Consider the following 12,944-nt stretch of genomic DNA (forward strand, 5'->3'; position numbering starts at 1 on the left):
CTCCTGCCCCTCGGGCTCAGACTTCTTCGAGCGCCACGCTGAGGCGGCGCAGTTCCTGCGTATGGGGATGGGAGATATTGCCCAGACGCAGATCTTCGGACGAGACCTGCTCGACCATCAGACCGTGCTGCATCACGCCAAGCCGGTCGCAAAGATGGGCGATCACGGCGAGGTTGTGGCTGACCATGACATAGGTCAGGCCGCGTTCCTCGCGCAGATCGGCCAGCAGGTTCAACACCTCGGCCTGAACCGAGACGTCAAGCGCCGAGGTCGGCTCGTCCAGCAGCAGGACTTGCGGCTCGGCGATCAGCGCGCGGGCAATGGCCACGCGCTGGCGCTGGCCGCCCGACAGCTGGTGCGGGAAGCGGAAGCGCGCCGATTGCGGCAAGGCCACATCCGCGAGCACGCGGTTGATGCGCCCGTCGATATCGTCGATGCCGTGGACCAGCAGGATCTCGGACAGGATGCGGTCGATGGTCTGGCGCGGATGGAGCGAGCCGAAGGGGTCCTGAAAGACCATCTGGACCTGACGGAAGAAGGCGGGCGGCCGCTTGAGCGGCAAGGCCGCGCCGCCGATCGCCATGCGGCCCTGCCAGTCTTCGTTGAGACCGGCCAGCGCGCGCAGCACCGTCGATTTCCCCGAACCGGATTCACCGACGATGCCGAAGCTCTCGCCTTTGGCGACGGAAAAATCGACGCCTTTGACGACCTCGTGGCCGGAAAAGGCGATGCGCAGAGCCTGTACGTCGATCATCGGGGCGCTCATGCGGTTTTCTCCTTCAGCCAGTCGTCGTCGCGCACCAGCACCGGCAGGCGGCGCTTGGGGTGCAAAAGCGAGGGCATCCCGTTCAACAGGCCCCGCGTATAGGGATGTTTGGCCTTGAGCAGGTCCGAGGCGGCCATTTCCTCCATGACCTGCCCCATATACATCACCGAGACGCGGTCGCAGAAATGCGAGACCAGCGGCAGATCGTGGCTGATCAGGATCAGTCCCATGCCGCGGCTTTCCACGAGATCGTCGATCAGGCGCAGGATCTCCGCCTGAACGGTCGCATCAAGCGCCGAGGTCGGTTCGTCCGCGATCAGCAATTCGGGATCGGGGGCCAGCATCATCGCGATCATCGCCCGCTGTCCCATCCCGCCCGAGATCTCGTGCGGATAGGCGTCGAAGACCTTTTTCGGATCGCGGATCTTGACCTGTTCGAGCAGGTCGAGCACGGCGTCGCGCACTTCGGCACGGCGACCGCCCTTATGCTCGCGCCAGGCCTCGCCGATCTGCTTGCCGATGCTTTTCACCGGATTGAGCGAGTACTTCGGGTCCTGAAGGATGAAGCCCACGCGCTTGCCGCGGATCTTGCGCATCTCTTTTTCGCTGGTCTTGAGGATGTCGATATCCCCAAGCTGCATGCGGTCCGCCGTGACCTTTGCGGTCTTGGGCAGCAGGCGCATCAGCGCCCGCGCCGTCAGCGATTTGCCCGAACCGCTCTCGCCCACGATGCCCAGCTTCTCGCGGCCGACCGACAGGGAAATCCCGCGGACCGCCTCGACGCTTTTGCCATCGCGCTCAAAGGCGATGCGGAGGTTCTTGATATCAACCTGCATGATCGCCTCTCTCAGTTCTGTTTCGGGTCGAGCACATCGCGCAGACCGTCGCCAAGGAAGTTGAAGGCCAGCGAGGTCAGCAGGATGGCAACCGCAGGCGCGACCGCGACCCACCATTGCTGGAGCATGTACTGGCGTGCCGTCGCGATCATCGCGCCCCATTCGGGCGAAGGCGGCTGTGCGCCCATGCCGAGAAAGCCCAGACTCGCGGCCGTGATGATGATCGAGGACATGTCCAGCGTCACCCGCACGATCAGCGAGGGCACGCACATCGGCGCGATATGGCGCCCCACAATGCGCCAGCGCGATGCGCCGGTCAGGCGGCAGGCGGCGATGAAGTCGCTGTTGCGGATGGTCATCGTCTCGGCACGCGCGATGCGGGCATAGGGCGGCCATGCGGTCAAAGCGATTGCAAGGATTGCGCTTTGGACGCCCGGTTGCAGCGCCGCGACAAAGGCCAGCGCAAGGATCAGGCGCGGGAAGGCCAGAAACACGTCGGTGACGCGCATCAGGACCGTGTCGACCTTGCCGCCGAAATAGCCCGCGATACAGCCGATCGCGAGGCCGAGCGGCGCGACCATCACCACGACGGTGATCACCATGCCGAGCGTGACGCGGCCGCCGTAAAGGACGCGCGACAAGATATCGCGACCCAGCTCGTCCGTGCCGAACAGATGTTCTGCCGAGGGACGTGCAAGGCGGTTCTCGAGGTTCTGGATGGCCGGATCATAGGGTGCCAGAAGCGGCGCGAAAATCGCCGTCAGCACCGCGAACAGAATGATGGTCAGGCCGATCATCGCCAGCGGATTGCGCCGCAGGGATAGCCAGATGCGGTAGCGCCGCCCCCAGCTTGCCTGCGCGCGCGAGCTCGGCATATCGTCCATCGCCCAATTGCGGAAAGTGCTTAGCATCATCTTTGCCCCTTATTGCACGCGCGGGTCGAAGACGCGGTAAAGCACATCGGCCAGAAGGTTCAGCCCGACATAGATCAGACCGATCAGCAGCGTGGCTCCGACGACCGGATTCATATCGGCATTCATCAGCGAGACCGTGAGATATTGGCCAAGGCCCGGCCATGCAAAGACCGTTTCGGTCACGACCGCGCCTTCAAGCAGACCGGCATAGGTCAGCGCGATCACGGTGATCAGCTGGACCGCGACGGTCGGGAAGGCATGGCCGAAGATCACGCGAGGGGCGGAGAGGCCCTTGGCGCGGGCCGCAACGATGAACTCGCCCTTCAGCGCATCCAGCATGAAGGCGCGCGTCATGCGGGTGATATAGGCCATCGAGAAATAGCTCAGCACCGAGACCGGCAGCACGAGATGCGCGACCGCATCGCGGAAAGCGCCGAAATCGCCCGCCAGAAGCGCGTCGATGGTCAGGAAACCGGTAACGGTCGGGATCATGTCCTGAAAAATGATATCCTGCCGCCCCGGCCCCGGCGCGATGCCGAGCCCCGCGTAGAAGATCAGCAGCGCCAGAAGCGCCAGCACGAAAACCGGCACCGAATGGCCCGCGAGGCAAAGCACGCGGATGATCTGGTCGGTGATCGAGCCCTGCTTGACCGCCGAAAGGATGCCCAAAGGCACGCCGACCAGCACCGCGATCAGCAGCGCATAGGTCGCAAGCTCCATCGTGGCGGGGAAGTAATGCGCGATATCCGTGGTGACGGGGTTCTGCGTCAGGATCGACTTGCCGAAATCGCCGTGCAGGATCTGCCAGAGGTAGTTCCCGAATTGCACGATCAGCGGTTGGTCGAGGCCCATTTCCGCGCGCACGCGTTCGATCACCGCTTCGGGGGCGTTGTCGCCCACCGCGGCAATCACGGGATCGACCGGCATGACGCGGCCGATCATGAAGGTGACGACGGCCAGCCCGAACAGCGTCGCGAGGACGCTGCCGAGCATGCCGGTGGTTCTTTTCAGTCGCTTGCTCACGCCTTGGTCGTTCCCGCATAGGAGTGGCTGTCCGACAGCGCGCCAAGGCGGACGCCTTCGACATTCGGGCGGCAGGCCGCGGTGGTCGAAGTCTGCATCATGATCGCGAAGGGGCTGTTCTGCATGTAGAGATCCTGCAGCGCGAGATATTTCTCGGTGCGGGTCGCGGGATCTTGCTCGTCACGGGCCTCGATCGACAAAGCCGCCAGCTTCTCGTCCTGGAAATGCGAGCGCCATGCGAAGGGCTTGGTCGCGGCATCGTCCGAGTTGTCGGTATTGACGCAGAAGACATCGACGTTCGAGTTCGGGTCGAAGTAATCCGTGCCCCAAGCCGACAGTGCCATCTCGTGCTGGCGTGCGCGCATCTTGGTCAGGACCTGACGGTTTTCGGCGGCAAGCAGGTTCACCTTGATGCCGATTTCGGCAAGGTTGGCCTGCAGCGTCTGCGCGATCGCGGGGTAGGGCTGGGCCGAATAATGGTCCATCGCGATCTCGAACCCGTCGGGGAAACCGGCCTCTGCCAAAAGCGCCTTGGCTTTCGCGCTATCCTTGCTGAAGGGCGTGTTCATATTGGCGCCCGGCAGACCCTCGGGGACGATCGACTGGTGGACCTTGTGGGTCGCGGGCAGGATGTTGGACTGGATGCCCTGATAATCGATCGCCCATTTGACCGCTTCCCAGACCTTGGGGTCCTTGAGCTTCTCGTTCGAGACGTTCATCGATACCAGCATCAGCGAAGCGGTGAATTTCTGCACCAGCTTGACGCTTGCATCGTCTTTCAGCGTCTTGAGCTGCTCGCTGGTGAGGTTGCGCGCAATGTCGATATCGCCCTTTTGCAGCATCAGAAGCTGGGCCGAGGGGTCGATGATATGACGCAGGATGATGCGCTGGATGCCGCCCTGATAATCGCCGTTCGGGTTGACCTGCAGCGAAACCGTATCGCTCGGACGCCAGATCTGGAGCATGAATTCGCCCGAACCGGCCGAGTTCTTCTGGAGCCAGGCATTGCCCAGATCGCCGTCGACTTCGTTTTCAAGCGCGACTTTCTTTTCGACCACGGAGCCCACGTTGGCCGAGAGGCAATACAGCAGGAACGAGACCGAGGTCGGCGCTTCGGTCGTCAGAACCAGCGTCGTCGCATCGGGAGCGGTGATCGCTGCCCCGACGTTTTCGGCGGTCCAGCCGAATTGCGAGATGATGAAGGCCGGGCCTTTGTTCATGATGATGCAGCGCTGGAGCGACCAGGCGCAATCCTCGGCGGTCAGCTCGCCGCCCGACGAGAATTTCACGCCCTGCTTGATCTTGAAGGTAAAGGTCTTGCCATCTTCGCTGGCGCTCCAGCTTTCGGCGATCTGGGGATCGACCGTGTTGGGATCGTCCAGATTGGGTTTGACCAGCTTGTGGTACATGTTGCCGCAGATTTCCGAGCCGATCGCCTCGAAGCTCTCGTGCGGATCAAGGCTCGTCATGTTGTCGAGCTGCTGTGCGACCACCAGAATGGTCTTGGGGCTTTCGGCGAATGCTTTCGACAGCGACAGATAGGAAAGCGCCGGAAAGGCCGCTGCACCGGCGATGAAATGACGTCTGGAGAGCATGGTGTAAATCCTGTTTCACGGACCGTTCGCATGGACGGCCACGGTCCACAGATCGGTGCTTCTGGCGGTTTTCTGGTGGCTCTTCCGGCCGCGCGAAGGCGGCGGTCGCGCCGCAACCTTTGCGCTAACACGGCGCTTTTCCTTCCCGCCAATGCCAAATCCGCGACAGATCAGACCGCTTTTGCATAACCGCGTAAGATCAGGTGATTAGACAGCATGGCTGACCTTACGCGACATATTTTCGCGGTTGCAGACCACGCCCCGCAGTCCGACAGAGAGTGCGAAATCACAGGAGATCAGATATGTCCGATTTGCCCGAGATGCCGGTTTTCGATGGCCATAACGATGCGCTTTTGCGGCTCTGGAACACCGGCGGCCCCCAAGCGATCCGCAACTTCATCGACGGAGAGCCGCTCGGCCACATCGATCTGCCGCGTGCGCGCAAGGGCGGTCTTGCGGGCGGGCTATGCGCGATCTACGTCCCCTCGGAGCGTGTGCTGGACGCCGAGGGCAACTGGCCGACCCCGGGCCGCGCCGAGGCTCTCGAGGTCACGACCGCGATGGCGGGGATCCTGACGCGGCTGGAAATCGAGGCAGAGGGCGCGCTGAAAATCTGCCGCTCGGCGGCCGATATCCGCGCGGCGATGGCCTCGGGCGCTTTCGCCTCGGTCTTCCATATCGAGGGCGTCGAGGCGATCGGGGCCGATCTCGATCTGCTGTACCTGCTTCATGCCGCCGGCCTGCGCAGCATCGGTCCGGTCTGGAGCCGCCCGAACATCTTCGCTTTCGGCGTGCCCTTCCGCTTCCCCTCGACCCCCGATATCGGCCCGGGTCTGAGCGCGCATGGCAAGGCGCTGATCCGCGCCTGCAACGAGCTCAAGATCATGGTCGATCTCTCGCATATGAACGATGCGGGCTTCTGGGATATCGCGAAAATCTCGGATGCGCCGCTGGTCGCCTCGCATTCCAACGCGCATGGCATCTGCCCGCATAGCCGCAATGTCACCGACCGCCAGCTTGACGCGATCAAGGATACCGGCGGATTGGTCGGTATCAACTTCGGCGTGGCCTTCCTCAACCCGACCGGAGAGCGCGACACCGCGCTGCCGCTCGAGGTGATGGTGCGCCACATCGATTATATCGTTGAGCGGGTCGGCATCGATCATGTCGCATTGGGTTCGGATTTCGACGGCACGACCATTCCGGCGGCGCTGCGCGATGCAAGCGATCTGCCGAAACTGGTCGATGTGCTGAAAGCGGGCGGCTATGTCGGCGAGGATCTGGAAAAGATCACCCACAAGAACTGGATCCGTGTGCTTGAACGCACTTGGGGCGCATAAGCGACCCATGCGGGACTAAGCATGAAAAAGGGGGCCTTATGGCCCCCTTTGTTGTTCGGATCGCGACAGTCGCGCCTCAAATGATCTTTTCGCAGGCACGGGCGGCGGCAAGATAGATCTCTTGCAGGCGACGCGTCACCGGACCGGGTTTGCCGTCACCGATCACCGCATCACCGATCCGCACGACGGGCGTGACAAGGCTCGAGGCGCTGGTCAGGAAGGCCTCGGCGGCGGATTGGGCCTCGGCAATGGTGATCGGACGTTCTTCGATGGTCAGGTTTGCACTTTCGGCGAGGGTCATCACCGCGCGGCGGGTGCAACCGGGCAAGATCGCATGCGAGTTCTGCCGCGTGACGATTTTGTCGTCATGGGTCAGGATGAACGCGGTCGACGAGGCCCCTTCGGTGATCGCGCCGTCTTCATGCAGCCAGACATCGGCAAAGCCCTGCGCCTTGGCATCCTGCTTGGCCAGAGCCTGCCCCAGAAGCATCACGGTCTTGATGTCGCGGCGGTTCCAGCGCGGATCCTCCACAAGGGCGACCGCGATGCCGTTTTGCTGGGCGGGCGTGTCGTAGAGCTTCTTCGGCTGGGTGAAGGCGACGAAGGTGGGCGCCATATCCGCTTCGGGCAGGAAGTTGCGCTCGGCCACCCCGCGCGAGACCTGAAGATAGATCGTGCCGTCCGTCATCTGGTTGCGCCGCGCCAATTCGATCTGCATTTCGCGCACGTTTTCGAGAGCAAGCGGCAGCGGAATGTCCAGTTCGCCAAGCGAACGGGCGAAACGGGCAAGGTGGAGATCATTGTCGATCAGGTGCCCGTCGACCATTGCGGTGACCTCGTAGATCGCATCCCCGAACAGGAACGCCCGATCCATGACCGAGATTTTTGCTTCGTTTTCAGGCAGGTAAGAGCCGTTGATGTAAATATGACGCGTCATGATCCTAGCTCGCATCCGATGGTTGCCGCCAGCCATAAGCACTCGGGTCGGGAATGGCCAATGCCGGATTTTCCCGAGGTTAGACCCTTTTTGCATAGCTCTGGCATCGGGCGGACAAGGGGTCTAAGGCAGCTCCTTCGCGGAAAGGTGCGTGATGGAACTCAAATGGCTCGAAGATTTTGTGATGTTGGCGAGCACCGCCAGCTTCTCGCGTGCGGCCGAGGCGCGCCACATCACCCAATCGGCGTTTAGCCGCCGCATCAAACAGCTCGAAGCATGGCTGGGCGCGCCTTTGATCAGCCGCGCGAGCATCCCTGCCGATCTCACCCCCGAGGGCCGCGCCTTTCTGCCGGTCGCTCAGGATGCGATCCGCACCTTCTATGCGGCGCGCGAGGCCCTGCGCCCGCCCAAGGGCCGTCAGGCGGTGCTGAATTTCGCCGCGCTGCACACGCTTAGCGTGACCATGTTGCCCGATTGCCTGACGCGGATCGAGACGGAGCTTCCCGCCACCGCATCCAAGGTCATCCCCGATCGCGGCGGCATCGAGGCCAATCTGGAAACCCTGATCAGCGGAGAGGCGGATTTCTTTCTGACCTATGCCCATCCCTATGTGCCGATGCTGCTCGATCCCGAGCAATTCGACTGGATCGGCATGGGCCGCGAGGCGGTTCTGCCGGTGGTCTCGCCCGCGCTCCATCTGCGCGGGGGCGGTGCTGCGGCAGGCGGCGATCTGCTGGGTCAGGCGCTGAACCGCAAGATCGAGCTGCCCTATCTCGATTACGGGCGGGTCTCGTTCTTCGGCACGGCGCTGCAGCGGCTTTTGACCCTGCGGCCTTTCCGCCGCCGCGTGGTCCATGAAAGCTCGATCAGCGTCGGCCTGAAAGAGCTGGCCCTGCGCGGCACCGGCCTGTGTTGGTTGCCCGAAAGTCTGGTCGGGGCCGAGCTGGCCTCGGGCGATCTGGTGCTGGCCTCGCCCGATCCGGCCTGGCAGCTCGATGTGGAGATCCGGCTTTACTGCTATCGCGGCGAGGACAACCGGACCCCGCATCCGCTTTGGCCGCGCATCGTCACCGCGCTGGCGCCACCCCGACCCGTGCAACACGATCTGGGACCGGCAGCGGCCTGAGCCAATGGTGGCGCGCGCTCCGCTCTAGCGCAGATCGGCGATGACCTTGCCGTCGTTGGGCAGGCTGCCCGCGGCCACCACCTCGACCGCGCCCTTGAGCCGCGTGATCTCGGCCAGCTTGTCCGCGAGGCGGTCGCCCAGAGCCTGTGCGGCGGCGGGATCGGGATGTTCGGCCAAAAGGCGCATCCGGTCCTGTTCGCCGTCGCGGCTGACCTCGAGACGCAGGCGCAGGGCCTCTGGCACGGCGCGGGCGATCGCCGCGACCTGTTCGGGGCGCACGAACATGCCTTTGACCTTGGTGGCCTGATCGGCGCGGCCCATCCAGCCCTTGATGCGGCGGTTGGTGCGGCCCGTTGTGGTGGCCCCCGTCAGGATCGCCGACAGATCACCCGTGGCAAAGCGAACGAGCGGGTAATCGGGATCGAGCCGTGTCACGAGGATTTCGCCAACCTCGCCGTCGGGAACGGGTTCGCCGGTGCCGGGCCGCACGATTTCAAGAATGATGTTCTCGCTGACCACCATGCCTGCGCCGCCGTCCTCGAAGGCGACGATGCCGAGATCGGCGGTGCCGTAGCATTGGCTGACCGCAACGCCGCGCGCGGCCAGCTCGGCGCGCAGGCTCTCGGGTAACGCCGCGCCGGTCACCATGCCGATTTCCAGCGACGAGCGGTCCGCTCCGGCCTCGTCCGCCTTGTCGAGCAGGATTTTCAAAAAGTCGGGAACACCGACATAGACGCGCGGGCGGTATTGCGCGATCGCGACGAGCTGGTCGGCGGTATTGCCCGGCCCCGAGGGGATGACGGGGCAGCCGATCGCCTCGGCCCCGCCCTCGAAGATGAAGGCGGCGGGGGTCAGGTGATAGGAAAAGGTGTTGAGGATCACATCCGCAGGCCGTGCCCCCGCCGCATGGAGAGCCGCCGCCGAATTCCACCAATCGGGCCCGCGCCCCTCGGGATCGAAGATCGGACCGGGCGAGACGAACAACCGCCGCAAGCCGCCGGTCGGGCGTCCGGTCAGCCCGCCGAAGGGCGGTTTCGCCGTCTGCAATTCGACCAGATCGGATTTGCGCAGAACCGGAAGTTTGGCGAGGTCATCCAGAGATTTCAACGGGATGACGGCCGGAAGCCGCTCGGCCCAAAAGGGTTGCGCCTCGCGCATCGCGGCCAGCTGGAGGTTCAGCCGCGCCAACAGGTTCTCGGCGCGATCCGTCGGGCTTTGCCCCTCGGCCGCGTCATAAAGCTCGGCGGTCATGGGTGTCTCCTTATGCCAGCCAGCGCTTGCGCCGGCGATAGTGTTTGACGTTGCGGTAATCGACCTTGCCCGCCCCGCCGAGATAGAAATCCTGCACGTCGGGGTTCGATTTCAGCACATCGGCGGATCCCGACATCACGACCTGACCGTTCTCGATCAGATAGGCGCGGCTGACGATATCGAGGGTGGCGGCGGCGTTCTGCTCGACCAAAAGCACCGACATGCCCTGTTCGGCATTGATCTCGGAGATGATGCCGAAAATCTCCTGCACCAGCAGGGGCGAGAGCCCGAGCGACGGCTCGTCGAGCATGATCAGCTTGGGTTCGGTCATCAGCGCCCGCCCGATCGCCAGCATCTGCTGCTCGCCGCCCGAGAGATAGCCGGACTTCGATTTAATGCGCTCCTTGAGGCGCGGGAAATAGGCATAGACCTGTTCGCGCAGCTCGTTGAAACGGGCGGTATTGCGGCCGCGATAGGCGGCAATCAGGTTCTCGTCGGGCGTCAGATGGCCGAAGATGCGGCGCCCCTCGAGGACATGGACCAGACCCGAGGCGACGCGTTCCGGCGCGCCCATATTGACGATCGAACGGCCCTGAAAGCGGACCTCGCCCCGTGTGACCAGCCCGCGCTCGGGGCCCAGAAGCCCCGAGATCGATTTCAGCGTCGTCGATTTCCCCGCGCCGTTCGAGCCGAGAAGCGCGACCATCTCGCCTTCGCCGATTTCAAGCGAGACGCCTTTAATGGCAAGGAAAACCTTGTCGTAGATGACTTCGACATTCTCGAGCACAAGCGCGGTCATGGCTTAATGCCCCGCTTTGTATTTGGCGGCGGAATCGACGATGACCTGACGGATCAGCTCGGGATAGGCGGCCTGCCATTCCGAGACCGGCACCCATGCCTCGCCGTTCCATTCCGAGACGCGGCCCGCGCCGCCGCCTTGATGGTCCTCGGCGGTGATGGTGATTGCGGGCATCAGGCCTTCGGCGTTGTAATCCTTGATCTGCTCGAAGCCGGCTTTCAGCTTGTCGCCGTCAAGCGGCCCGCCGCCGGCCAGACCCAGACGTGCCGCCTCGACCGAGACGGCCATGGTCGCCACGCCGAGGTTGTAATAGCTGGTGCCGACGTTTTTCGCGTCGCCCGCGCCTTTGCCGGTCGCGATGACTTTCTCCTGAATGCGCTGGATGATCGGGTGGTCCATGCCTGCGGCGGTGGCCTCGAAGCGTTTGACGCCCTTCATCATCGGGCCGACATTGGCCGCGTCGGTTTCGGCCAGCCAGATCACCGAATGGATCTGTTCGGGACGAATGCCGTTCTGGATCGCGGTCTTGACCGAGACCGCCTGACCGCCGCCCGCGCCCCAGATCATGACGTAATCGGGACGGTAGCGGCGCACTTCGGACCATGCCGCCGATTGCTCGTTGCCGGGCGAGGCATAGGGGAAGGCCTGATATTCGAACTTCTCTTGCGCGGACAGCGCCTCGAGGATCGGCAGGGGCTCTTTGCCGAAGGGGCTGTCGATATGGACGATGGCGATTTTCTTGCCTTCGAGCCCGCCTTCGCTGGTTTTCATATAATCGATCAGGCTGGCTGCCTGCGCCCAATAGGTGGACATGACGGGGAAGATATAGGGGAAGACCGTCCCGTCCGAGGCGTCGCCGCGCCCGTGGACCGGCGTGATCACCACGCGTTTGTCGGCATCGGCCTGATCGAGGATTGCAGCTGAAACCGGCGTGGACAGGAAGTCGAAGAGGATCGCGCCTTCTTCCTTGGCGCGGTTATAGGCCTCGATCCCGCGCTGCGGCTGGTTGCCGGTATCGCGCACGATCGCGGTGAAGGTATTGCCGTCGATGCCGCCTTCCTCGTTGACCAAGGTCAGGTAATCGCGCTGGCCCTGATTATATTCGCCGGTCAGGAACGTATAGACGGCGGTGAAATCCTGCAGCAGGCCGATCTTGATTTCCTCGGCCGCGGACATCTGGACCGTGCCGAAGGCCGTCCCGAAAGCAAGGGCGGCTGTGAGTGCGGTTGTGCGCATCCATTTCATTGACTTTCCTCCCATTTCAAACCCCCTCCCGAAGGGTCAGCTCTTGGCGTGGCGGAACGGCCAGACCAGAAAATACTTGCGGATATTGTCGTAGATCTTGGCCAGACCCAGCGGCTCGAAGAGCAGGAAGCCGATGATCATCGCGCCGTAGATCATGAGCGGCAGATGCGACAAAAAGTTCTGGCTCACCGGAAACCAGCCCGCGGTTGCCAGTGCCGAAATCCCGTTGGTCAGGAAGATCGGCGCCAGCAGCACGAAGCCCGCGCCCAGATAGCTGCCGATGACCGAACCGAGCCCGCCGACCAGCACCATCGCGACCAGCTGGATCGAGACGTTGAAGCCGAATTGCTCGGGCGTGACGGCGCGGTAGTAACAAAAGGCAAGGATCGCGCCGGTCACGCCGCCAAGGAAGGACGAGGTGAAAAACGCCGACAATTTGGTGCGGAACGGATCGACCCCGATCACGGCGGCCGCGAAATCCTTGTCGCGGATCGCCACCAGAGAGCGGCCGAAGCTCGTGCGTTTGACGTTGAGGTAGAACAGCGTCAGCAGCACCGCCCAGCCAAGCGCCAGCCAGTAGCGTGCGGCGAGGCTGTCGACCGGCATGAACAGGAAGTTGACCGCCGGCGTGCGCAGCGTCGCATGGGCCCCGCCCGAGATCGCGGGCACGTTCACCACGACCCAATCGACCAGATATTGCATCGCAAGCGTGGCCATCACGAGGTAAAGCCCTTTGACCCGCAAAGCCGCCGCGCCGAAGAAGGTCCCGATCACCGCCGAGATGATCCCCGCCAGCAAAAGCGCGAGCTCGAAGGGGATGCCTGCGCGCACCAGATGGATCGAGGCATAGGCCCCGATCGCCATCACGGCGGCAAAGCCGAAATGGAGCTGTCCCGCCATGCCCATCAGCAGCGTCAGCGACAGCGCCGCCGCCGACCAGATCACCCAAGGCAGCACATAGCTGCCCAGATAAAGTGGCGAGACGAAGAGCGGCGCGAGGATCGCCAGCACCAGAATGATGCCGACCTGCCAGCGGTCTGCCGGTACTTTCCACAATTTGCGGTCGGCGGCATAGCTGGTCTGGAACGTGCCGGAGAGGCGGTAGAACATGG

12 protein-coding genes are annotated in these 12,944 nt (G+C 63.4%); 2 read left to right on the forward strand and 10 right to left on the reverse strand.

Features of this window, described 5'->3' with window-relative positions; all coding sequences use genetic code 11:
* Positions 1-16: 16 nt before the first annotated feature.
* From ACFFUC_RS16970 to ACFFUC_RS16990, 5 genes are read right to left on the reverse strand one after another with little or no spacing between them, the layout of a single operon-like run.
* Positions 17-766, reverse strand: coding sequence for an ABC transporter ATP-binding protein (locus ACFFUC_RS16970; protein ID WP_377688073.1), 750 nt, complete (start codon positions 764-766; stop codon positions 17-19).
* Positions 763-1,602: an ABC transporter ATP-binding protein gene (locus ACFFUC_RS16975; RefSeq protein ID WP_377688074.1), complete on the reverse strand. Its 840-nt coding sequence runs from the start codon at positions 1,600-1,602 to the stop codon at positions 763-765. Before ACFFUC_RS16975 ends, ACFFUC_RS16970 begins: the two co-directional genes overlap by 4 nt.
* Positions 1,603-1,613: 11 nt before the next feature.
* Positions 1,614-2,513 (reverse strand): nickel transporter permease, encoded by a 900-nt coding sequence (nikC, locus tag ACFFUC_RS16980; protein ID WP_377688263.1) that lies wholly within the window; start codon positions 2,511-2,513, stop codon positions 1,614-1,616.
* A 12-nt stretch (positions 2,514-2,525) separates the two neighbouring features.
* A complete protein-coding gene (locus ACFFUC_RS16985; RefSeq protein ID WP_377688075.1) occupies positions 2,526-3,539 on the reverse strand; it encodes an ABC transporter permease in 1,014 nt (337 codons plus the stop codon).
* Positions 3,536-5,134: an ABC transporter substrate-binding protein gene (locus tag ACFFUC_RS16990; protein ID WP_377688076.1), complete on the reverse strand. Its 1,599-nt coding sequence runs from the start codon at positions 5,132-5,134 to the stop codon at positions 3,536-3,538. Before ACFFUC_RS16990 ends, ACFFUC_RS16985 begins: the two co-directional genes overlap by 4 nt.
* Positions 5,135-5,436: 302 nt before the next feature.
* Here ACFFUC_RS16990 and ACFFUC_RS16995 point away from each other — a divergent pair, with 302 nt between their 5' ends.
* Entirely contained in the window at positions 5,437-6,474 is a 1,038-nt protein-coding gene (locus tag ACFFUC_RS16995; RefSeq protein ID WP_377688077.1) for a dipeptidase, read from the forward strand.
* A 76-nt stretch (positions 6,475-6,550) separates the two neighbouring features.
* Here the strand turns inward: ACFFUC_RS16995 and ACFFUC_RS17000 are convergent, their stop codons facing one another.
* Complete coding sequence (locus ACFFUC_RS17000; protein WP_377688078.1) at positions 6,551-7,411, reverse strand: D-amino-acid transaminase; 861 nt, start codon at positions 7,409-7,411, stop codon at positions 6,551-6,553.
* Positions 7,412-7,565: 154 nt separating this feature from the next.
* Between ACFFUC_RS17000 and ACFFUC_RS17005 the strand changes: the two genes are divergently transcribed.
* Positions 7,566-8,537 (forward strand): LysR family transcriptional regulator, encoded by a 972-nt coding sequence (locus tag ACFFUC_RS17005; RefSeq protein ID WP_377688264.1) that lies wholly within the window; start codon positions 7,566-7,568, stop codon positions 8,535-8,537.
* Positions 8,538-8,561: 24 nt separating this feature from the next.
* On the opposite strand, the gene ACFFUC_RS17010 is transcribed toward ACFFUC_RS17005, so the two are convergent.
* From ACFFUC_RS17010 to ACFFUC_RS17025, 4 genes are read right to left on the reverse strand one after another with little or no spacing between them, the layout of a single operon-like run.
* Positions 8,562-9,788: a phenylacetate--CoA ligase family protein gene (locus ACFFUC_RS17010; protein ID WP_377688079.1), complete on the reverse strand. Its 1,227-nt coding sequence runs from the start codon at positions 9,786-9,788 to the stop codon at positions 8,562-8,564.
* 10 nt (positions 9,789-9,798) lie between these two features.
* Entirely contained in the window at positions 9,799-10,587 is a 789-nt protein-coding gene (locus ACFFUC_RS17015; protein WP_377688080.1) for an ABC transporter ATP-binding protein, read from the reverse strand.
* Between the two features lie 3 nt (positions 10,588-10,590).
* On the reverse strand, positions 10,591-11,832 hold the full coding sequence (locus ACFFUC_RS17020; RefSeq protein WP_377688081.1) for an ABC transporter substrate-binding protein: 1,242 nt from the start codon (positions 11,830-11,832) through the stop codon (positions 10,591-10,593).
* A 36-nt stretch (positions 11,833-11,868) separates the two neighbouring features.
* Entirely contained in the window at positions 11,869-12,942 is a 1,074-nt protein-coding gene (locus tag ACFFUC_RS17025) for a branched-chain amino acid ABC transporter permease (protein WP_377688082.1), read from the reverse strand.
* Positions 12,943-12,944: the final 2 nt, after the last annotated feature.

The organism is Paracoccus cavernae (assembly GCF_042430175.1).
GTDB classification, from domain to species: Bacteria; Pseudomonadota; Alphaproteobacteria; order Rhodobacterales; family Rhodobacteraceae; genus Paracoccus; species Paracoccus cavernae.